This window comes from Bradyrhizobium sp. 23, assembly GCF_023073295.1.
GTDB classification, from domain to species: Bacteria; Pseudomonadota; Alphaproteobacteria; order Rhizobiales; family Xanthobacteraceae; genus Bradyrhizobium; species Bradyrhizobium canariense_D.
Genome location: NZ_JADPJF010000148.1, coordinates 715,773 through 737,112, shown reverse-complemented (window position 1 = coordinate 737,112; position 21,340 = coordinate 715,773). Strand labels below are relative to the sequence as shown.

Here is a 21,340-nt window from a genome sequence, read left to right as displayed (position 1 = left end):
TGACGTGCAGCACGCCGTCCGGCCAAGTTCCCGGATTGAAGGCAGCGTTCCGCACCAACGGCACTATTACGCCGGCCGCCTCCCCGCCAATGCCGACGGCGCCGCAGCTCCCATCCTTGCAAAACGCTGTCTCGCCGATCGCAATGGCCTACCCGTGCTGGCACAGATCAAAGGTCATGCCACCCACGCTGCCAAATTGGTCCAGGGGAGGATCTCAGCCGCGCGCCTTCAAATGCATCATCGGGTAATGCTCATAGTGGCCGGCGCCGTTCTTCACGACAGGATCTTCCGAGGTGACCGCCTCGATGTCGAGATCGTCCGGGATCTGATTGAGCGACACGCCATAACCGCCACGCGGGTCCGTGACGGGACCGTGCGCGACGATCTGCCCCTTTGCGAGCAGATCATCCAGGAACGCACCGTGCTGCTTCATCCATTGTTTCTCAGCGGCGCTCATGGTCGCCAGGAAATCCGCCCGGGGCGGAATGTACTTGCAGAGATAGTACTTCATTGGCCGCTCCTCGGTGAAAACGACATTTCAGCTTGCTTGTCAGCCTGGCCCGCCCCCCGACTTGAGAGATCAATCGGTCACGCCGATCCGCTGCTCAATGCGATCAGCGAGCATTGATCTCGGCACTGAAGCGCTCGCATGCAAACCTTTGTCAAGCAACGGCGCGCGTGGCCAGATCGGCGACAGTACCGTTAAGAAATCCAGTCAGCCGCTGCCGGATGATCTGCTCGGCTTCCCTCATGATGCGGTCGATCAGCTCTTTGACCGTCGGGATATCGTGAATCAGTCCGACCACCATGCCGCAGCTCCAAGCACCGGCATCCATGTCACCATCGACCATCACCCTGGGGTAGACACCCGCGACCTGCTCATGGATGTCCTCGATCTTGAGGCTCGTCCCCTTCTCGCGCTCGACTTCGAGCAACTGATCGACACCCTTGTTTTTGAGCACGCGCTCGGTGTTACGCAGCGCGCGCATCACCAGCACGGTATCGAGTTCGGTGGCTTTGACGAGGGCTTGCTTGACGTTGGCGTGGACGGGCGCTTCCTTGGTTGCGACGAAGCGGGTACCCATGTTCATGCCGGCGGCGCCCATCGACAGCGCAGCAACGAGGCTGCGCGCATCCGCCATGCCACCCGAGGCCACGAACGGAATCTTCAGTTCATCCGCCGCGCGCGGCAGCAGGATCATGTTCGGGATATCGTCCTCGCCGGGATGGCCGCCGCATTCGAAGCCGTCGACGCTGACGGCGTCGCATCCGATCTTCTCGGCTTTCAGCGAATGCCGCACCGAAGTGCATTTGTGGATCACCTTGATGCCGGCAGCCTTCAGCGCGGGCATGTACGCTTCCGGGCTGCGGCCGGCGGTCTCCACCGCCTTGACGCCACCTTCCTTGATGGCGGCGATATATTCCGGATAAGGCGGTGCAGTGAAGCTCGGCAGGAAGGTCAGGTTCACACCGAACGGCTTGTCGGTCATGTCGCGACAGCGCGCGATTTCCTTCGCCAGCAGCTCCGGCGTCCGCTGGGTCAGGCCGGTGATGATGCCGAGACCGCCGGCATTCGAGACCGCGGCGGCAAGCTCGGCAAAGCCGACATAATGCATGCCGCCCTGGATGATCGGATGCTGGATGCCGAACAGTTCAGTGATTGCTGTCTTCACGTGCGCTTTCTCCGCTTTCCGATCAGTTGACGAGTTCAAATAGGCCGGCCGCGCCCATGCCGCCGCCGATGCACATGGTCACCACGCCGTACTTCGCCTTGCGCCGCCGCCCCTCGATCAGGATATGGCCCGCAAGCCGGCTGCCCGTCATGCCGTAGGGATGGCCGATCGCGATCGAGCCGCCATTGACGTTCAGCTTGTCCGGATCAATGCCGAGCTTGTCGCGGCAGTAGATCACCTGGACAGCATAGGCTTCGTTCAGCTCCCAAAGATCGATGTCATCGATCCTCAGGCCGTGGCGCTTGAGAAGGCGCGGGATCGCCGCGACCGGACCGATGCCCATTTCGTCCGGCTCGACTCCGGCGGCGACGAAGCCGCGGAAGATGCCGAGCGGCTTAAGGCCCTTCTTGGCGGCGGTCTTGTCGCTCATGAGCACGCAGGCCGATGCTCCGTCGGAGAGCTGGCTGGCATTGCCGGCCGTGATGGTCTTGCCTTCGAATACCGGCTTGATCTTCGCCAGTCCTTCCGCCGTGGTCTCGGGGCGCGGCCCTTCGTCCTTCGACAGCGTCACCTGCTGATAGGAGACCTCCCTGGTGTCCTTGTTGACGACGGCCATCGTCGTTGTGATCGGGACGATCTCGTCATTGAAGCGACCGGCCTGCATCGCGGCACCAATGCGGCGCTGACATTCGAGGCTGTATTCGTCCTGCCGGTCGCGACCGATCTTGTAGCGCTCGGCGACAATCTCGGCAGTGTCGAGCATCGACATGTACATCTCGGGCTTCATCGCCATCAGCTCGTCGTCGACGGCGTGGAACCTGTTCATGTGGTCGTTCTGCACCAGGCTGATCGATTCGATGCCGCCTCCGATCGCGATCTCGACGCCATCCAGCATGATCGAGCGGGCCGCGACCGCGATCGCCTGCAGGCCGGAGGCGCACTGCCGATCGATCGTGGTGCCGGCGACGGTGACCGGCAGGCCGGCACGAACCGCCCCCTTGCGTGCGACGTTCATCACCATGGTGCCCTGCTGCATCGCGCAACCCATCACCACGTCTTCGACCTCGTCCGGCTCAACGCCCGCGCGCCTCACCGCTTCGGCCATCACATGGCCAGCCATGGTCGGCCCCTCGGTGTTGTTCAGCGCACCGCGATAGGCCTTGCCGACGCCGGTGCGGGCGGTGGAAACGATAACTGCCTCTGTCGTCATGGCTGCCTCTTTGGTTACGCTGCCGCGTCGAGCTGCACATAACGCAGCAAGTGGTGAGCGGGATCGCCGAACTGGATATTGATCGAGGAGATTCGCTTAAAGTAGTGACCGACGTTCAATTCGTCGGTCATGCCCATGCCGCCGTGGAGCTGCACCGCCTGGTCGGCGATGAACTTGCCGGCATAGCCGACCCTCGACTTGGCGCCGGAGGCGAGGCGCGAGATGCCACTTTCGCCGGCACCGAGGCTGAGACTGAGATGCTGCATCAGGGAAAGCGCCTCCTGATGCGCGATGAACATGTCGACCATCCGGTGCTGCAACACCTGGAAGCTGCCGATGGTGACGCCGAACTGCTTTCGGGCCTTGGCGTATTCCAGCGTCGCAGAGTTCAGTTCGGCCATCGCGCCGACCGCCTCGGCGCAGAGCGCGCCGATGGCCCTGTCGCGGCAGCCTTCCAGCAGGGCGACGCCTTCGCCCTCGCTGCCGAGCAACTCGCCGCGCACATCGCGGAAAGTGATCTCCGCGGCACGGCGGCCGTCGATGGTCTTGAAGCTCCGCAATTCGAGATTCGCCGCCCGGGCGTCGACGACGAACAGGCTGACGCCGCCACAATCGTCGCGCTTGCCGGCAGTCCGGGCGGAGACGATGAGATAATCGGCCCAAGGCGCCGCTATGACGGCGGTCTTCTCACCACTAAGCGTGTAGTCCTTTCCCTCTCGCCGCGCCGTGGCCGCGACATTGGCGAGATCGAAGCGCGAGTTTTTTTCGGTCCAGGCCAGCGCCCAGATCTTGTGTCCGGCGATGATATCGGGAATGAAGGCCTGCTTCTGCTCTTTCGTCCCTGCCTGCTCGATCAAGCCGCCGACCAGCACGACCGTCTCCACGTACGGCTCCACGACAAGGTGGCGGCCGAACTCCTGGGCAACGATCATAGTAGAGAGCGGGCCGCCACCAAGTCCGCCGCTCTCCTCGGAGAATGGCGCGGCGAGCAGGCCGAGCTCCGCAAAAGCGCCCCACTGCTTGCGGCTCCAGCCCTCTTCGCTGGCCACGATCTTGCGGCGCGCCTCGAAGCTGTATTGGTCGCGTAGCATACGCTGTACGCTGGAGCGCAACAGTTCCTGCTCTTCCGTGAACTGGATATCCATCCGATCCTCTTGTTGCGCTGTTGCTAGAGACCGAGCACCGCTTTGGCGATGATGTTGCGCTGGATCTCGTTTGATCCACCGTAGATGCTGAGCTTGCGCGCGTTCAGGTATTTCTCCGACGCTGTGTGGCCGTAATCGGCACCCGGCATGAACTGGTTTGCGCCCGACGGTTGCTCGCGAAGCGCCAGGCCATAGTTGCCGATGGCACGATGTGTGAGCTCGGTAATGCCCTGGAAGATCTCGGTGCCGCGGATCTTGAACAGCGAGGCCGCGGGCCCCGGATCGATGCCGCGCGCCATCTGGGCAACGACCCGCAGCTCGGTGGCCTCGAGCGCGAGCACATCGAGCTCGAGCCGGCCGATCTCCTTGCGAAATTCGAGATGCGCCGGATCGTCCGCTGCGATCTCCGCTTTCACGATCTTCTTCAACCGGTCGAGGTAGCGCGTCGACCGGCCGATCCCGGCCATGCTGGTGCGCTCGTTGCCCAGCAGGAATTTTGCGTAGGTCCAGCCCTTGTTCTCCTCGCCGATCAGGTTCTCGACGGGAACGCGGACATCCTCGAGGAAGACGTCATTGACCTCGTGCGAACCGTCGATCGTGATGATCGGACGCACGGTCACGCCTGGCGACTTCATGTCGATCAGGAGGAACGAGATGCCCGCCTGAGGCTTGGCGCTCGAATCAGTACGCACCAGGCAGAAGATCCAGTCGGCGTGCTGCGCCAACGTTGTCCAGGTCTTGTGACCGTTGACGATGTAATGGTCGCCGTCGCGCAAAGCCTTGGTCCGGACGGTGGCGAGGTCTGAGCCTGAGCCCGGCTCGGAATAGCCTTGGCACCACCAGTCTTCACCCGACAGTATCCGCGGCAAGAACTTCTGCTTCTGGGCATCATTGCCGAAGGTGTAAATGACCGGACCAACCATGGTGACGCTGAACGCCAACGGCGGCAGCGTCCCGGCCCGGCTGGTCTCCTGCTCGAAGATGAAACGCCGGGTGATCGACCAGCCGGGGCCGCCAAATTCCTTGGGCCAAAGCGGCGCGATCCAGCCCTTCTCGTAGAGAATTTGGTGCCAGAGCAACGATTGCTCTTTGGTCAGGTCGGTCTCCGGATTAGGGACCCGCATTTCCTTCGGATAGTTTTCGGCGATGAAAGCGCGCACCTCATCACGGAAGGCCGCATCTTCGGGAGACAGTGCGAGTTCCATCTGCGCTTCCTACCACTTCTCACCGAAGGGGCGGATTTCCAGCTCAAAGGTCCAGGCGCTCTTCGGCTGCTGATACAGCTGCCAATAGGACGCCGCGACCGAGGCCGGCGGCATCAGCAGATCCGGATCGTCGAGCGCATTAGGCCCGAGCGCTTCCAGGCGCCGCTGGCGGACCCATTCGGTGTCGACGCCGGAATCGATAACGAGGTGCGCGACGTGGATATTCTTCGGGCCGAGCTCTCGCGCCATCGCCTGCGCCACAGCGCGCAGCCCGAATTTGGCACTGGCAAAGGCGGCATAGCCGCTGCCGCCGCGTAAGGACGCGGTCGCGCCGGTGAAAAAAATGTTGCCTTGCCCGCGCGACAGCATCAGCCGGGCCGCCTCGCGGCCGGCGAGGAAGCCGGAGTAGCAAGCCATCTCCCAGACCTTGCGAAACACGCGCTCGGTCGTGTCGAGGATCGGGAAGTTGACGTTGGCACCGATGTTGAAGATGCAGACATCCAGAGGCGCGTGCTTGTCGGCGTCGCTCAGGAAGGAGACGATCTCCTCCTCCTTGCGCGCGTCGAGCGAACGTGCGTGGATCTCGCCGCCGGCGGCCTCGATCTCCTTGACCAGCGGCGCTAGCTTGTCGCCGTTGCGGCGACCCGCGAAGACAGTAAAGCCCTCGGAGGCAAATTTCTTGGCGATCTCGCCGCCGATGAAATCGCCCGCGCCGATCACGGCGACGGTTGCATTTCTCTTTTTCAAGGAACTTCTCCCAGTTAGGTTAGGCGCGCTGTGTGCGAAGCTGTTCTATCGGCCCTGGTGGACCACGTTTTTTGAGCGAGACCAGAACGATCGGGATCCGCCATCGCGCCGATCGAGGCTACCATGGTCGTGGCGCAGTCCTCGATCGGCCCGATCTGGTCCACCGCTTTGGCAAGATGGCGATCTGTCGATTGGTCGATGCGGCCAGCAAACCGAAAAGCGGTTTGATCGAGACCGAGTGCTTGCGACAGCTTCGCCACGACTAACCGCCTCCCGACTGAAAAACATCGGCGCCTTTTTCAGCATTGCGCCTCGAAGTGAAACATGCGTTCTTTTTTAGAACTCGTCAATCGCTATTTTGTTGTCACGATCGGATCAGAAAACGGCAAGCTTACTGCCCTATTCCAGCGCTCTTGAGAACACCGTTTACAACCGGACTTCCAACCGATACCCCTCGCGTATCAAATAAGAACTTATTGGAGAGGCAGCATGGGAGAAAGTCGCGGGGTCGCGATGCTGGTCGGCGCGGGTGATGCCATCGGCGCTGCCGTTGCGCGGCGGTTTGCCAGCGGCGGCTACACTATTTGCATCTGCAGACGCGATCCGACCAAATCTCAGGCGCTTGTCGACGAGCTCAGGGCGAAAGGCCACAACATCCACGCCTTCAGCGTCGACGCCCGTCAGGAAGCAGAAGTCCAGAAGCTATTCGCGGGCGTCGAGCGCGACATCGGTCCGATCGAGATCTGCCTGTTCAATGCAGGTTCGAACGTCAACAAGCCCCTGCTGGAGACTACCGAAAAGCTCTTCTTCAAGGCCTGGGAGCTGGCCTGTTACGCCGGCTTCCTGGTCGGACGCGAAGCCGCGCGCGTCATGCTGCCGCGCCGATGCGGCACCATTCTTTTTACCGGTGCGACCGCAAGCATCCGGGGCAGCAAGGGATTTGTCGCGTTCTCGTCGGCAAAATTCGGCCTTCGCGCGCTGGCCCAGGCGATGGCGCGCGAGCTCGGGCCGAAGAACATTCACGTCGTCCATCTCATCATCGACGCTGGCGTCGATAGCGAGGCTATTCATCAGCGCATGAAAGCGGCCAGGGGGATCGAGGCCAGTGAGATCCCGCCCGACAGCCTGACCAAGACCTCCTCAATTGCCGAAGCGTATTGGTTTGCCCATCAGCAAAGCCGCGACGGCTGGACCCATGAACTCGATCTTCGCCCCGCCGTAGAGAAATGGTGACATGAGCGACAATCCAGACCTCACTTTGTGGGGCGTCGGGACAAGCCGCACCGTTCGGCCGCACTGGGCGATGCACGAGCTGGGGCTGGCCTACGAGATCAAACCGATCGGCCCACGGACCGGCGAGACCAAGACCGCCGAATATACCAGGCTCAATCCGCGCCAGAAGATTCCGCTGCTGCAGGACGGTGATTTCCGCATCGGCGAGAGCGCCGCGATCGTCGCTTATCTGTCGCGGATGTACTCGACGCCGGAGCGTGCCTTGATTCCGGAAGCCACCCGCGACTATGCCGCGTGGCTGGAATGGTGCTTCTTTATCGTCACCGAGCTCGACTCCACCAGCCTGTACGTGATGCGCCGTCACAGCGCCGATGCGCTCGGCCCGATCTACGGCGTCGCGCCGGAGGTCGTAGCTCAAGCCGCAGAATACTTTCGGGCGCAGCTGCGCCATGTCGAGGTCGCGCTGGCCGACGGCCGACATTTTATCATGGGCGAGCGATTCAGCAGCGCCGACATCCTGCTGACGACGTGCCTGGACTGGGCGATCGCCTACGGGGTAGGCATCTGCGACAATGCGCAGCCCTATCTCGAGCGCATGCGAAGCCGGGAGGCTTACCAGCGAGCGGTTGCCGCGAATGCTCCGCGCGCACCAATTAAACCGACGCCTGCCAAGGCCTGAGAACCGTTCGCCGGACGCGCGAAGTGCATCGACCTACATGGCCACGCGTAACGTGCGTGCAGCGACCATATCGTCGATCGCGCCATCATCGTAGCCCAGTTCGCGCAGCACCTCGCGCGAGTGCTCCCCGACGCGCGGGGCCGGTCCGCCGATGGCAGCCTGGTTGACCTCGAAGCGAGCCGCGGGCTTGGGCTGGCGCACACGGCCGACCTTCGGTTGGTCGAACTCCGCGATGATTCCGCGCGCCACGACCTGCTCATTGTGGATGATCTCGCCGCGCCGCAGGATCGGCGCGCAAGGGACATCCGCAGCGTCCAACCGCTCCAGCCATTCGGCGGTCGTGTGCCGGCCGATATACTCCGCCATCTTGTTGATGCGCGCCGTGGCGTTCACCGAACGCGCGGACGGGGTCGCAAACCGGGCATCGTTGGCGAGTTCGGGATCGCCGGACGCGCGGCAGAAGCCCTGCCATTCGGAATCTGAGATGGTGCCGGCCGTGATGTAACCATCGCTGGTCTTGAACACGAGATCCGGGCGGTCGTTGGGATCGGCGGCAGCGGCCTCGGCTCCGACCACCGTGTACTGCATCATGCCTTCCGGCCAGAGGTAGGAAATCATCGCGTCCAGCATCGCGACCTGGATATGATCCCCTGCCCCGTCTTCTCACGCGCGTAGAGCGCCGCCGCCACCGCCTGCGCGGTGAACACGGCGGTGGTCTTGTCGCACACGATGGTGCGGATCATCTGCGGGCGATTGGTGACCGGCTGCGACTGGATATCGGCAAAGCCCGACAGGCCCTGAATGATTGGATCGTAGACGCGCTTCTTCACATAGGGCCCGGTGTCGCCGACGCCGCTGATCGAGACATAGATCAAGCGCGGATGACGCCGGCGCAGTTCTTCGACGCCGAGGCCGAGGCGCTCCATGGTGCCGGGCCGGAAGTTCTGCACCAGAACATCGGCCTGCGCGACCAGCTTGGCCAGCACCTCGTGCCCGGCGGGGCTCTTGACGTCGATCGAGAGCGAACGCTTGCCGCGGTTGGACGAGATGAACAGCGCGGAGAACTCGCCGTCCTTGTCGATGGTGGCCCGGCTGCGACGGGTGATATCGCCACCGATCGGCTCGATCTTGAGCACGTCGGCGCCCTGGTCCGCCAGAAACATGGTCGCAAACGGGCCCGACACCACGCCGGTCAGATCGAGGACACGAACGCCGCTAAGCGGACCAGCCATTTCACTCTCCCTGGATTGTTTTTCTGCCGACGGGCCGAGGATAAACTCCGGCTTACCGTCAGCCCTTCGCCTCAACCCGCACGGACCGCAAGTCGGTAACTAGCCGGTCTTGGAAACGGGCTGCCGGGTCTGTTCGACGATCGATTCCTCGACGTCCCGGAGTTGATCCTTGCCGAAAAACATCTCCTTACCGACGAAGAATGTCGGCGAGCCGAAGGCACCGCGGGCGACGGCGTCATTGGTCAGGTCAATCAGCTTCTTTTTGACGTCATCCTGCTGCGCGCGCGTAACCAGCCTGTCGATGTCGATCCCCGAGGAGGCAAATGCGGTCCGGAACACTTCGGGATCATCCATCTTCTTGGGCTCCTCCCACATGTGATGATAGGCGGCGCGGAAATAGGGTTCGAATACGCCTTCGAACTGGGCCGCGACGGCGCCGCGCATCAGCATCAAAGTGTTGACTGGAAAGAAGGTATTCTGACGAAATTTCGTGATGTTGTGGCGGCGGATAAACCGCTGGGTCTCGAGCGCCTGGTATTCCGGCTTGTTCTTGATCCCGCGAAGCGAGTCGAACGGGGACATGTTGCCGGTCGCCTTGTAGATCCCGCCGAGCAGGACCGGGACGTACTCGAATTTTACCGCGGTCCGCCGCTCGATCCCGGGGATGGCGACCTCCGCCAGATACGCGTTTGGGCTGCCGAAATCGAACTGGAATTCAACCTTGAGGGTCATGACCGCTTTCTCCCGCAGAGCGTATTGGATGGTCAGGGACCGGCGATCCAATCGCATGGCTTGCCTGTTCTCACTTCTACAGTTCTAAAAACGAACTGTCAAATTCGGCTAGATTTATGCTGGTTCGACCGTTTCATCGGGTATTGTTTGGAATTCAGTACCTATCTAGAATGCAAGGCAAATATGGCGGCCTCGGCAGCGATTCGAGCGGGTCTCGCTGGGATGACTGGAGAATACGGATGAAGTGGAAAGAACTGGAGGAAGAGCCGTGTTCGATGGCCCGAACCATCGGCGTGATCGGTGACCGCTGGACCCTTCTGATCCTGCGCGAATGTTTTTTGCGCACGCGGCGCTTCGAAGGATTCCAGTCGGCGCTCGGAATTACACGTCATCTCCTCGCCGAACGGCTGAAGAAGCTGGTCCGGCAGGGCATTCTGCGCCGCATTCCCTACCAGGAGGCGCCAAAGCGGCACGAATATATCCTGACCCAGAAGGGTCTCGATCTTTATCCGATCATGATGGCGCTCGTGCATTGGGGCGACACTCACATGGTCGACGAGCGCGGCCGGCCGCTGCTGCACCAGCACCGCAAGTGCGGAAAGGACTTCGACCCGGTCATGGTGTGCTCTGAATGCGGCGAGCCGCTCTCGGCCAAGGAGGTTCATACCCATCCAGGCCCCGGCGCCCAAAGCCCGCTGACGACAGCCGCACCTGACAAGCCGAAGGCAAAGGCGCGCCGCAGCGCCGCTTGAGCCGGCCACCGGCGTCAGGCACTGAATCAGACTCGAATCACGGCTGCGTCGGGTTCGTTGCAGTGGAGACGGTCCGCTTGTTCAGCCCGGTGCTTGAGCACAGCACGTTGATTGACATAGGCCTTGTCGGTGATTTCTCCCGCGGCCAATGAGGGCGGATCCTTCAGCAAGGTGAACGTGCAGATTTTTTCGCTGCTTCCGACGGCCTCATTGTATTCCTGCAAACGATGTCTCAGGAATTCGATCACCTTGGGGTCGCAGGTCAAATCCGCAGCCGGCGCGTTCGAAATCCGCGCCGCCTCGGTTGGATTCAGCCAGCACAGCAGCGCGCAGGCATCACGGTTTTCTCCGGCAACGACAATGTCCAGTAGGACGCCGCGCGTTGCGGCCAGGATGGCGGCACGCATATTGCCGATCGCAACCCAGGTGCCGTTCGCGAGCTTGAAGTTCTCCGAAATTCTGCCGGTGAAACGCAGACCGAACTCCGGCTTCTCGGGATCGATAAACGACACGGTGTCGCCGATGCGGTAGAACCCCTCCTCGTCGAAAGCCTTCTCCGTCAGATCGGCTCTGCCGAGATAACCGGGGGTGACGTTGGGGCCCTTGACCCTGGCCTCGTACGTGTCGGAAACAGGGATCAGTTTCAGCTGCACACCCGGCGCGGGAAGGCCAATCTCGCCCGGCCGATCCGTTGCCCAATGCGTCGTGCTGATTGTCGGCGCCGTTTCGGTCGTCCCGTACCCCGACATCACCGGAATCCGCCGGCCCGTGACCGATGAAGTCAGCCGATAGAGTTTTTCGAGCGTTCCTTGCGAAATGGCAGCCCCCGCGTAGCTCAATCGATCCAGCCGTTTGAAGATGCTGGCGCCGAGGGCGAAGTCGTTCTCGATGGCATCGCACAACAGGTTATAGCCGGCGGGAACGTTGAACATCGCCGTCGGCGAGATCTCCTTGAGGTTCGCCACCGATTTGTGAAAGAGCTGAGGCAGCGGCCGACCGTCATCGATGTAGAGCGTCCCGCCGTTCCTGAGAATGCCGTGAAGAATGACGTTGCTGCCCATCGTATGGTGCCACGGCAGCCATTCGACCTGAACCGGCGCCTCCGGAGGCGACACCAGCAGGCTCCCCATTTGCAGCGAGCTCGCCATCATGCGATGCGTGTTCAGCACGCCCTTTGGCAGGCCGGTCGAACCGGAGGTGAAGAGAATTTTTGCAACGGCGTCGCTGGGGATTGCACCCGACGCACGCGTGAATCCTTCACGGTCCGTTCGATCCGTCAGGACCCGGAAGGGCGTCGTCTCCGGCGCGCCATCGACGCTGATCCAGGTCGAGTCTGCCAATTCGGGAATGGAACGGGCCGCGGAAAAGTCGCGTCCACTCTGAACGAAAACGAAGTTCGGACGCAGCACCTGCGCGATGTCCTTGAGGCGCGCAAGGCCGCCGGGCATCAGCGTGTAGTTCGGCGATATAGGCGCCAGAATGACACCTATCGACATCGCCGCAAAGGAGATCACCGCGTTCTCGATGGAGTTGCCCGAAAGCACGGCCAGCCTGTCACCCGGCTTTGCGCCCATGTCCATCAGACTCTGGCCGACCGCCTGGACCTGCGACCATGCTTCGCCATAGGTGATCTCGTCCCATCCCCCTTTGGCATTGCGCTGTGCGAGGAATATTCGCTGCGGAGCCGCGGCTGCCCAGCGCGGCAGAAAATCGGTGACGCGCCAGTCACATGGCCCCAATTCAAGCGGCGACCTCAATATGAGCGTGCCGTCGGTCCGGCGCTCGACGGAGAGCTCCCTTGGCGCAAACGTCAATGGCTTCGTCGACATCGAAAACGATCTCCTGAATTGCCGCGGATGGATAGAACGGGCTGCGCCAAGCGTCACTCGGACCTGGCGTCCAGGACGTCTCCGAACGCTTGCCACGTCGTGCCGGTCCAGCGCTGCAGCCGCATCTGCGTCCAGATCATGTTCTCGGTCTCGCTGGTGTTGACTTTGATCCCGGGCAGCACAGTCGGAACGACGACGTCTTTCAGGTTCTTCGCCTGCGCCAGGATATTCTTCCGCGACAGATCATCACCGCATTGCTTGAGGATTTGCTCGAGCAGGACGCCTTGCTGATAGCCGGTCAGATAGCTGCCGTTGGTGATATCGGCGCCCTGCAGATACTTGTCGAAAAATGCCCGGTAAGCCCGCATGCCCGGATCGTCCTTCCATGTCTCGTCCAGGACATCCTTGTTGGTCGTGCCGACCATCACGCCGACCGATTTGTCGAGCCCGGCCGGTGCAAGCGTGCCTCCGACCGATCCGGACGGGAAATTGATGATCACGGTCGCCTTCCAGCCGATCACCGAAGCTTGCCGGATGGCCTGCGCCGCGAACTTCGGCGTCCCGGCGATCACCAAGGCCTCGGCACCCGAGCTCTTCAGATTGGTAATCTGCGAATCAATCGTCGGTTCAGTGACCTCGTAGGAAGCACTGACGACCTTGCGGTCGAAATCCTTGCCGAGAAACGCCTTGAAGGCAGCGAGGTAATCTTTGCCGAGATCGTCGTTCTGATAGAGGATGGCATACTTGGCGTTCGGTAGCGTTCTCGTCAGGTATTTGGCGTAGATTTTTCCTTCGGTGTCGTAGCTGACAAGACCCGTGGTGATCAGCGGATAATTGGCGACGTCCGTGAACTTGGACGAGCCGCTGACGATGGCGACACTCGGTACCCCTTTGGCCCTCAGGTATTTTGCAGTGGCTGAGATGCCGGGGGTTCCGAGCTGGCCGAACATGAACGACACTTCGTCGCTCTCAACGAGCTTGCGGACGTGCTCCACCGCTTTGGGAGGACTATATCCGTCGTCATAGGCGATGTAGTTGATCTTGCGTCCTTTGACGCCGCCGCGGTCGTTCAACGCCTGAACGTAGGCCATGAGCCCCTTGCCCACGAGACCGATCGATGATGCCGGTCCGCTGAAGGGAAAAACCCCGCCAATCTTGATTTCGGTAGCAGAGATTCCCGGCTCGTCGGCGGCGAATGCGGGACCACTCAGGAATAGAGCCAGAGCCGCGACGATCTTCCATCTCACCAGCATTGCGTCCTCCCAAACTTGCACCCCTTCTCGAGTGTGCGGCTTTGTTTTGTTGCGCCGGTGGCGGCTCGTCGCGCCCTTTGCGAAGAGGCATCGCGCAGAACAGGTCCAGCCGTAAATCCGGCACGTCGCGGCCGTTGCGTTCGGCCATCTCGTGCGCAGCCTACAGTTCTTTTTTTGAACTCGTCAAGCGATTAGATGCTCACGTGCCGTGACTTGGACGACAGGCCCCGTCCTCGTACTTGGAAATAATTTGGTCTAAATCCTGCGTATAAGGCCGCGTTTTCGGCTGTTCTAGGACAGGATCGCTGGCGCATTTCCATGCTGCTGCACACATTCTTTTTTTGAACTATAAGGCCGCCGCGAGACCACGCAGTGCCTGGCTTATCTAGCCAGGCACCCACGGCGCAGCAGGGATAGATTTCGCCGAGCCCTACTCGGCGGCGATTGCTGTTCGCGATTCTGCATCCTTCGCCGAACGCTCATAGAGCTCGTCCGGGGCTGGCTTGATGCGAAACCAGGCCACATAAAGCGCAGGAAGGAACAGCAGGATCAGGACCTTGCCAACTGCCGTGCCGCCAATCAGCGTATAGGCCATCGATCCCCAGAACACGGAATGCGTCAGAGGAATGAAGGCCAGCACGGCGGCAAGTGCGGTCAGGATCACCGGCCTGGTGCGTTGCACGGTGGCTTCGATGACGGCGTGATAGTCATCGAGGCCGGCAGCACGATTCTCCTTGATCTGTTCGGTCAGGATCAGGGTATTGCGCATCAGGATGCCTGCCAGTCCGATCAGGCCAAGAATGGCGTTGAACCCGAACGCAGGATGATGAAGACAGGGTAACGGCCCGTTCGCGAACGGCGATCGCGGAAAGATTAAGGTTCATCTGCTAACTTACAATTGGCTGGGCGGCAGCTTCCTTGAGGCCAGCTGCCGCTTGGGCGGCAAGCCCGCGCGCGGCTTCCTGTGAATCTTGAAATTCCTCGAGGGCATGGACTCTGCCCCACCGCAGGGTGAACACGTGGAGACCGCGGTTGACGTACGAGCCGTCGCCATCGAGCAGCGTTGCGGTGCCGTCCCATTCGACAAACACGGTGGTGTTCCAGGGCCAGCCCTTCACCCAGACGTTGTTGACCCTGATATGGAGCGTGGGCAGGACGCGTCCGAGCCGCTCGAACCAGCGGCGCAGGGCCGCTTTGTCGTGGCGCTCCCCGCCCAACGCGTGATGGCCGGAAACACGGTGATGGATGTGCGGCGCGACCGCCTTCACCGCTTCATCCCAGCGATGGTTGTTGACATGGTCGAAGGTCTTTCGGATTTCCTGCTCGACGATGTAGCTGTACATGTGCTTCTCCAGCGGCTGGGGCGGAACGATTGAGACTCTTCAGTTGCTCCGGCTTTCAGCGGCGGTCCTGACACGAGCGCCCTCCTGCAGGAGGTGAGCGCCGAGCGAAACAATTGGATCACCAGAATTCAAGCCGGAGATCACGGGGGTTTCGTCGGTCACCCGAACAAGCTTGATCGGCCGAAAGCGTACGGTTGAGGTGGCGCTGTCGAGGATCCAAACTCCGGTCTTGCGGCCATCATCGAGCACTGCTCGGAGCGGCACCTGAACTTGCGGCTCGCTCGTTTGGCTCGGTAGCCGAATGGTCACCGTCGCGCCAAGTGGTGCGGCCGCGGCTTCACCGTCCAGGACATACCGGGCTTCATAGGTTCGGGTCTGGGCATCGGCGGCGTCGGACAATTGCCGCAAACGCGCCGTATAGCGCCACCCTTCGGCTGCTCCGTACACGCTGGCCTCGGCCACGGAGTCGATTGCCGGCCGGATCGTTTCAGGGAGCGCGACCACCGCCTCGCGAGGACCGGCCTTGGCAATCCGAACAACCGTCTGGCCGGCCGAAACGACCTGCCCGGGCTCGCCAAGCGTTTCGACCACCGTTCCGTCCGCGTCCGCGACCAGGATCGAGTACGTCGCCTCGTTCTCGGCAACCCGTGCATCGGCTTCAGCGCTCGCAAGCTGCGCCTCGGCCGTATCCAGCGCGGCCTTGGCTTGCTCGTAGCGCTGTCGGGAAGCCCAGCCGTTGCTCACCAACTTGGCGTATCGCGGTTCGTCCGCTTCGGTCTGCACGACGGACGCGCGCGCGGCAGCAACGGCGTTGCGCTTCGCCGTGACCGCAAGACGAAGGTCGGTTTCGTCGATCCGCATCAGCGGCTGACCGGCTTTGACCTGCTCACCGGTATTCACAAGCCGCTCCACGATCTTGCCGGGAACGCGAAAACCGAGGCTGCTCTGCACCCGCGCCCCGATGATGCCGGTGAAGCCACGCTCCGATCCGGTCACCCGCGCCGCGGCCGCGATCCTGACGATCGGGGCTTCTTGCCTCGGATCGCTCACGGCCGAGGCCGCCGGCGCGCGAAGCGTAACGAATGCGGCCACCGCGCATCCCGCGACCAGGACGCTCCCCAGCACGATCATCTGTCGCTTTTTCATAACGTGGCCTCATGCCAGATAGATTGCGTTCGAGCTCTATACCGGATAATAGATGTCGAACGCAATCTAAAATGGGGAGACCAATGATGCGAGTGAGTCGCATTCAGGCTGAGGAAAACCGGCAAAACGTCATCAATGTCGCAAGCCGCCTGTTTCGGTCGCGGGGATTTGACGGCATCGGCCTCAAGGACCTGATGGAAGCTGCCGGGCTGACCCAAGGCGCATTCTACAAGCAGTTTGAGTCAAAGGAGGACCTGGCCGCGCAGGCGTCGACGCGCGCGCTGGAGAGCGCCACGCTGCGATGGTCGACCGCCATCGCCGCGGCCCCTGAGGATCCCCTCGGGGCGGTGATGGGGTTCTATCTCAGCACGGATCATCGCGACGAAAAGATGGACGGTTGCCCGATCGTGGCGCTCGGCTCGGATGTGGCCAGACAGAGCAGCGAGGTGAAAGCGTCGTTCGAAGGCGGGATCAAAGCGCATATCGAAATCCTCAGCCGCCTGATTGCCGAAACGAGCGACGAGGAATCCAGGAGCAAAGCCATGGCCATTCTTTCGACGATGGTCGGAGCGTTGACACTCTCACGCGTCGTCAACGATCCCGATCTCGCTCAGGCCTTTCTGGAAACGGCGTCGCGACAGATTCGCGACACTGTCGCCGCTTGAAGATCGGTGCTTGATAACTCACAGGGAGAACGCAAATGCGCAAAGCAGGGATACACAATTTTCCGGCGATCGACCGTGTCGTTTACGGCAAAGCTGCGTCTGAGGCCTTGAACGATGAAGCGGTGCGGCTGGATGCCAAGCGCGTCTTCCTGATCGTCAGCCGCACCTTGAATACCAAGACCGACGAGATCGAGAAGATCCGGCGTGCGCTCGGCGAAAGACATGTCGCGACCTTCGATGGAATTGCAGAGCACACCACGCGCAAGCAAGCTGCCGAGGTTGCCCGTCAAGCCAAAGACGCCGGAGCCGACCTGGTGGTCGCCGTCGGGGGAGGCTCGGCGATCGATCTCGCCAAGATCGTCATCATGGCGATGGAACATGACATCCGTGACGAAGCGGGTTTCGATCCATTTCCCATGGGCCCGGGCGTCACCGTCTCTCCGTTCCGATCGCCAAAGGTTCGACAGATCGCGGTGCCATCCACGCTGAACGGCGGCGAATACAATGCAGCAGCGCTCGTCACCGATGAACGCAGCAGGCTGAAGCAGATCTTCTTCCATTCTCTGATGATGCCGGTGGCGATCATTCTCGACCCTGCCCTTACCGTCCATACGCCCTCGAAGCTCTGGATGGGATCGGGAACGCGCTCGATGGACCACGGCATCGAAGCATTGTGCTCACCCGCCGGCACGCCGCTTAGCGACGAGGTGGTCCTGGCCGGCATCCGCACGCTTCGGGAGGGAATGCAACGGACCTTGCAGCAACCCGATGATCTGGAGGCGCGTCGATTGTCTCAATATGGCGCGTGGCTCGCCGCTTTCGGCCTCCAGGCGCGGGTCCCGATGGGAGCCAGTCACGGCATCGGCCACGTGCTTGGCGGGACCTTCGGCGTACCACACTATTATTGCACACCGGTCATCATGCCGAGCCTACTTCGCTACAACAAGGCGTTCACAGAGGATGCGCAAACGCGCTTAGCAGCGGCTCTTGGCGAGCCGGGCATGGAAGCGGCAGCCGCCTTCGCAGAATTCACCAGGAGACTTGGACTACCCGGTCGCCTTGCCGACGTCGGGATCGGCGAAGACAAGTTCGAGCAGATCAGCAAGATTGCGATCAATCATCGCTTCGTGCAGGCCAATCCGCGGCCTTTTAAAAGCGAAGCCGACATCGTCGATCTGTTGCGAATGGCCGCCTAGCCAAATCCGAATGAACTGATACTTGCCCAAATTGACGTGCGGGAGAATCCAGCCATGACATCAGCTCCGCGCCCACGCCGGCAAGTAGGGCCGGCGACGCGCCGGCAACCGTCTATCAACTGTTCATGCAGGAGAGCGCGGATGCTGCCCGCTGGCATGAACATCCAGGCGGAGAAAGCCGTAAAGACAAGGAGGCGATCCCTTGCTCAACCTGTCACATGACTTCGACGCAAGTAAACGAACCGGCTCCCGCTCCGCCCCGCGCCGGCATCGACTGGCAACTCGCTCCCGTTGACTTCATCCGGTTCGGAAAAAGCGGCGCCGAGATCTGCGCGCAAATGAAGGATCCCAAGCGCAATGGCGGCCGCGATGCCGCCGGGCTGGTCGAACATCTGCGCCATGACGCTTCGTTGAACGGCTTCATTCCGCGCGGCTGAGCGCCCGGCACAGGTCGGACGACGCCACCAGGCAGCTTCGAGAATCGTGTCAAGGACGTCGCCTTATGGGGGACGGCCTGACAACCTTGTCCGAATTGATTAGATTCGTTTTGCCGCATGCGAAGGCTGGATACGAACATATGACCGGCATGATCTGTGGACTTGAGACGGCCGTCGCGCCGCGCGCACGGGCGCCATAGTTGAGCAGCAACGCGTTGAGTCCGATCAGATCAGGCTCGACCTGCCGCGGCTGAGAATGTCGCCTGCGCCTTTGTCGCCGACGATCCTGCCGTGTTCGTACACCACCCGGCCACGGGCGATCGTCGTTACCGGCCATCCGGTGACGTCGAACCCTTCCCATGGCGTGTAGTCCGAACCGTGATGCAGATCGGCCTGCCGAATAGGCTTCTTCAATTTGGGATCCCAGAGCACGATATCCGCATCGAAGCCGACGCCGATCGAGCCCTTGCGCGGATAGAGGCCGTAGATGCGCGCATGGTTGGTCGCGGTCAGCTCGACGAATTTTTGCAGGCTGATCCGTCCCTTCGACACGCCTTCGGAGAACAGAATCGGCAGCCGGGTCTCGACACCTGGAATGCCGTTCGGCACCCAGCGGAACGAGGTGCGGCCGTTCGGCGTCAGCTTGCCCCTGGGATCGTCGTAACGGAACGGGCAGTGATCGGACGAGAAAGTCTGGAACACGCCCGTGGTGATGCCTTCCCAGATCGCCTGCTGGCTTTCCGCGTCGCGCGGCGGCGGCGAGCAGACATATTTCGCGCCTGACATGTCCATGTTCAGACCCTTCATGTCGTCAGCCGTCAGCGTAATGTATTGCGGGCAGGTCTCGGCATGAACAGGCAATCCGCGCTGCTGAGCCCAGCGCACCTGCTCCATCGCCTCGCGCCCGGAGACGTGCACGATCATGATGGGAACGCCGATCACCTCGGCATGACTGATGGCGCGATGCGTGGCTTCGCGCTCGACCGCCTGTGGCCGCGACACGCCGTGATAATAGGGCGCGATATGGCCCTCGCGTTCCAGCTTGGAGGTCAGGAAACGGATGGCGTCGTAACCCTCGCAATGGACCATCACCAGCGCCTCCTCGCGGCGCGCGACCTCGAAGACCTCGAGCAGCTGCTTGTCACTGAGCACGAGGTCGTCATAGGTCATGAACACCTTGAACGAGGTGTAGCCGTCCTTGATCAGAGCCGGCAGCTCCTGCCCGAGCACGACCGCGGTCGGATCGGAGATGATGAGATGGAACGCCGTGTCGATATAGCACTCGCCTTCGGCAAGCTTGCGGTAGTTCTCGACGCAGGTCCGCAGCGACGTGCCCTTCTCCTGCAGCGCGAACGGCAGCACCATGGTGTTGCCGCCGGCGGCTGCCGAACGGGTCGCTGAGGCGAAGTCGTCGGCCATCACCACGTCGGGGCCGGAGGCCTGCGAGATGTGGACATGGCTGTCGATCCCGCCCGGCAGGGCCAGCTGCCCGGTCGCGTCGATCTCGCGCGCTGCGCCTTCGAGATGATCGGCAATGCTGACGATGCGGCCGTCGCGAATGCCGATATCGGCGCGGAACTCGTCGCTGGCCGTCACGATGGTACTGCCGCGAATAGCAAGATCGAGCTGCGTCACAGGAGTCTCCATGACTTGATGACCGTCGATGTCTGGAAGATCCGCCCCCAGTCGGCAAGAGCCCCGGCATCGCCGCCGGCGAGCTCCAGGGTTCGCCACAGCGTGACCGCTACCGAATCGACCACCGCGACATTCAATTCCCGTTCGAGCGAAGCCGCCAGCGCGGCGCCGTCGAGGTTGGTGCAGAGGATGACGACAGCATCGGCGCCGTCAGCCGCCACAGCGCGGATCATGCCAGCAATCGTCGCAGGCGCGACCTCGCCGAAAGAGAAATTGTCGCGCAGTCCGAGGTGCCGCTCCGCGTGCGGGGCGATCCCCTCCTCGGCCCAGACGTGACCGATCCGCCGCTGCACGTCGTCGGTATAGGGCGAGACCAGGCCGACACGTTTGGCGCCGAGCGCGCGAGCGGCATCGATGCAGGCGAGCGTGGAGGTCGTCGCCGGCACGCCGGTGCGCACCGTGATTGCCTCGCAAAGGCTCCGGTCTCTGCCGATGCCGAGCCAGCTTGCGGACGTACCGTTCCAGGCGATGGCATCGACCTTCGCATCGGCCAGCAGGTCCGCCGCAGGCAGCATCACCGAGGCGTCGAACTGGTTCAGCGCGGCGGCGTCGAGTGCGATCTCGGTGACGCGGAAACGCGAGAAATGCGCGGTGACATCGGCCACGCCGGCGAGCATCGCACTGGTGACGGGCTCCAGCACCGAATTGGAGGACGGCGTGATCATGCCGAGGCGTTTGCGCACAATTGACATCGATCGCAGTCGCTCCGTTGCGGCGAAAGCGCTCCTCCGCTTCCTCAAAAGGATCATCCGCGTCCGCATCGGTCCACGCAACCCGCAATCTGCATGCTGCATACAATTTATTCGATATGCACGTGTTTTGAGCCACATACGTCTTCTATTTGGGCACCTCACGTGAAGGAAATTAGCTACGATCGCACGTCAGCAGGAAGGCCGGCGTGCCGCAAAAATCCGAACCGAACCCGGGCCGAAAGTCGCCCAAACTCAAACGGATGGGCCTCCATGAGCGCGCCGCCGCGCGGATGCGGACGATGATCATTCGCGGCGAGCTGCCGCCGGGATCGCAGACCCAGGAAACCAGGCTGTCGAAGGAGCTGGGCGTATCGCGCACTCCGCTGCGCGAGGCGATGAAAGTGCTCGCGGCCGAGGGATTGATTGAGCTCCGCCCCAACCGCAGCCCGCGCATCGCCGACCTCGCCGTCGACGGC

Annotated in this window: 21 protein-coding genes and 3 pseudogenes; 8 read left to right on the top strand and 16 right to left on the bottom strand. The window is 62.0% G+C overall.

The annotated features are described in order from the left end of the window. Window positions 1-23: 23 nt before the first annotated feature. Window positions 24-196 (top strand): annotated as a pseudogene (locus IVB32_RS36875) (acetyl-CoA C-acetyltransferase); the annotation flags it as partial. 18 nt (window positions 197-214) lie between these two features. Here the strand turns inward: IVB32_RS36875 and IVB32_RS36870 are convergent. The 7 genes from IVB32_RS36870 to IVB32_RS36840 form a co-directional block, all read right to left on the bottom strand. Next, the gene (locus tag IVB32_RS36870; protein ID WP_247366761.1) at window positions 215-511 is read right to left on the bottom strand and encodes a YciI family protein; all 297 of its coding nucleotides are present in this window, start codon (window positions 509-511) and stop codon (window positions 215-217) included. A 151-nt stretch (window positions 512-662) separates the two neighbouring features. Then, window positions 663-1,673 (bottom strand): nitronate monooxygenase family protein, encoded by a 1,011-nt coding sequence (locus IVB32_RS36865; RefSeq protein ID WP_085394743.1) that lies wholly within the window; start codon window positions 1,671-1,673, stop codon window positions 663-665. Window positions 1,674-1,695: 22 nt separating this feature from the next. Beyond that, window positions 1,696-2,883, bottom strand: a complete 1,188-nt coding sequence (locus tag IVB32_RS36860; RefSeq protein ID WP_085350862.1) for an acetyl-CoA C-acyltransferase — start codon at window positions 2,881-2,883, stop codon at window positions 1,696-1,698. A 14-nt stretch (window positions 2,884-2,897) separates the two neighbouring features. Continuing rightward, on the bottom strand, window positions 2,898-4,028 hold the full coding sequence (locus IVB32_RS36855) for an acyl-CoA dehydrogenase family protein (RefSeq protein WP_018458776.1): 1,131 nt from the start codon (window positions 4,026-4,028) through the stop codon (window positions 2,898-2,900). Between the two features lie 23 nt (window positions 4,029-4,051). Continuing rightward, the gene (locus tag IVB32_RS36850; RefSeq protein WP_085394740.1) at window positions 4,052-5,233 is read right to left on the bottom strand and encodes an acyl-CoA dehydrogenase family protein; all 1,182 of its coding nucleotides are present in this window, start codon (window positions 5,231-5,233) and stop codon (window positions 4,052-4,054) included. A gap of 9 nt (window positions 5,234-5,242) precedes the next feature. Further along, window positions 5,243-5,980 carry an SDR family oxidoreductase gene (locus tag IVB32_RS36845; protein WP_085362432.1) on the bottom strand — a complete coding sequence of 246 codons (738 nt, stop codon included), beginning with the start codon at window positions 5,978-5,980 and terminating at the stop codon, window positions 5,243-5,245. A gap of 14 nt (window positions 5,981-5,994) precedes the next feature. Then, window positions 5,995-6,240 carry a hypothetical protein gene (locus tag IVB32_RS36840; RefSeq protein WP_143273138.1) on the bottom strand — a complete coding sequence of 82 codons (246 nt, stop codon included), beginning with the start codon at window positions 6,238-6,240 and terminating at the stop codon, window positions 5,995-5,997. 229 nt (window positions 6,241-6,469) lie between these two features. On the opposite strand from IVB32_RS36840, the gene IVB32_RS36835 reads away from it, so the two are divergent. Further along, a complete protein-coding gene (locus tag IVB32_RS36835; RefSeq protein WP_026233658.1) occupies window positions 6,470-7,213 on the top strand; it encodes an SDR family NAD(P)-dependent oxidoreductase in 744 nt (247 codons plus the stop codon). 1 nt (window position 7,214) lies between these two features. Continuing rightward, a complete protein-coding gene (locus IVB32_RS36830) occupies window positions 7,215-7,892 on the top strand; it encodes a glutathione S-transferase family protein (protein ID WP_085350860.1) in 678 nt (225 codons plus the stop codon). A 33-nt stretch (window positions 7,893-7,925) separates the two neighbouring features. Here IVB32_RS36830 and IVB32_RS36825 read toward each other — a convergent pair. Beyond that, window positions 7,926-9,124, bottom strand: a pseudogene (locus IVB32_RS36825) (CaiB/BaiF CoA-transferase family protein). A gap of 99 nt (window positions 9,125-9,223) precedes the next feature. Continuing rightward, window positions 9,224-9,856 carry a 2-hydroxychromene-2-carboxylate isomerase gene (locus IVB32_RS36820; protein WP_085351026.1) on the bottom strand — a complete coding sequence of 211 codons (633 nt, stop codon included), beginning with the start codon at window positions 9,854-9,856 and terminating at the stop codon, window positions 9,224-9,226. Window positions 9,857-10,095: 239 nt separating this feature from the next. Here IVB32_RS36820 and IVB32_RS36815 point away from each other — a divergent pair, with 239 nt between their 5' ends. Then, window positions 10,096-10,608, top strand: coding sequence for a helix-turn-helix domain-containing protein (locus IVB32_RS36815; protein WP_018458768.1), 513 nt, complete (start codon window positions 10,096-10,098; stop codon window positions 10,606-10,608). Window positions 10,609-10,634: 26 nt separating this feature from the next. Here the strand turns inward: IVB32_RS36815 and IVB32_RS36810 are convergent, their stop codons facing one another. The 5 genes and pseudogenes from IVB32_RS36810 to IVB32_RS36790 form a co-directional block, all read right to left on the bottom strand. Next, the gene (locus IVB32_RS36810; RefSeq protein WP_247412987.1) at window positions 10,635-12,437 is read right to left on the bottom strand and encodes an AMP-binding protein; all 1,803 of its coding nucleotides are present in this window, start codon (window positions 12,435-12,437) and stop codon (window positions 10,635-10,637) included. Window positions 12,438-12,490: 53 nt separating this feature from the next. Beyond that, on the bottom strand, window positions 12,491-13,690 hold the full coding sequence (locus IVB32_RS36805) for an ABC transporter substrate-binding protein (protein WP_085362428.1): 1,200 nt from the start codon (window positions 13,688-13,690) through the stop codon (window positions 12,491-12,493). 430 nt (window positions 13,691-14,120) lie between these two features. Continuing rightward, a pseudogene (locus IVB32_RS36800) lies at window positions 14,121-14,507 on the bottom strand (efflux RND transporter permease subunit); the annotation flags it as partial. A 70-nt stretch (window positions 14,508-14,577) separates the two neighbouring features. Then, window positions 14,578-15,033, bottom strand: a complete 456-nt coding sequence (locus IVB32_RS36795; RefSeq protein ID WP_018458764.1) for a nuclear transport factor 2 family protein — start codon at window positions 15,031-15,033, stop codon at window positions 14,578-14,580. A gap of 39 nt (window positions 15,034-15,072) precedes the next feature. Further along, complete coding sequence (locus IVB32_RS36790; RefSeq protein WP_247412985.1) at window positions 15,073-16,179, bottom strand: efflux RND transporter periplasmic adaptor subunit; 1,107 nt, start codon at window positions 16,177-16,179, stop codon at window positions 15,073-15,075. Window positions 16,180-16,265: 86 nt separating this feature from the next. Between IVB32_RS36790 and IVB32_RS36785 the strand changes: the two genes are divergently transcribed. From IVB32_RS36785 to IVB32_RS36775, 3 genes are all read left to right on the top strand, one after another. Next, complete coding sequence (locus IVB32_RS36785) at window positions 16,266-16,844, top strand: TetR/AcrR family transcriptional regulator (protein WP_026233656.1); 579 nt, start codon at window positions 16,266-16,268, stop codon at window positions 16,842-16,844. A 35-nt stretch (window positions 16,845-16,879) separates the two neighbouring features. Further along, window positions 16,880-18,040, top strand: a complete 1,161-nt coding sequence (locus IVB32_RS36780) for an iron-containing alcohol dehydrogenase (RefSeq protein ID WP_204510818.1) — start codon at window positions 16,880-16,882, stop codon at window positions 18,038-18,040. 125 nt (window positions 18,041-18,165) lie between these two features. Continuing rightward, window positions 18,166-18,477: a hypothetical protein gene (locus IVB32_RS36775; RefSeq protein ID WP_247370663.1), complete on the top strand. Its 312-nt coding sequence runs from the start codon at window positions 18,166-18,168 to the stop codon at window positions 18,475-18,477. A gap of 225 nt (window positions 18,478-18,702) precedes the next feature. Here IVB32_RS36775 and hydA read toward each other — a convergent pair whose 3' ends face one another. Together hydA and IVB32_RS36765 are read right to left on the bottom strand one after the other, a co-directional pair. Next, window positions 18,703-20,124 (bottom strand): dihydropyrimidinase, encoded by a 1,422-nt coding sequence (hydA, locus tag IVB32_RS36770; RefSeq protein ID WP_247412983.1) that lies wholly within the window; start codon window positions 20,122-20,124, stop codon window positions 18,703-18,705. After that, on the bottom strand, window positions 20,109-20,864 hold the full coding sequence (locus IVB32_RS36765) for an aspartate/glutamate racemase family protein (protein WP_085394736.1): 756 nt from the start codon (window positions 20,862-20,864) through the stop codon (window positions 20,109-20,111). Before IVB32_RS36765 ends, hydA begins: the two co-directional genes overlap by 16 nt. A 206-nt stretch (window positions 20,865-21,070) precedes the next feature. Between IVB32_RS36765 and IVB32_RS36760 the strand changes: the two genes are divergently transcribed. After that, window positions 21,071-21,340 (top strand): GntR family transcriptional regulator (locus tag IVB32_RS36760; RefSeq protein WP_247412981.1); only part of this gene is annotated, 270 nt, incomplete at its 3' end.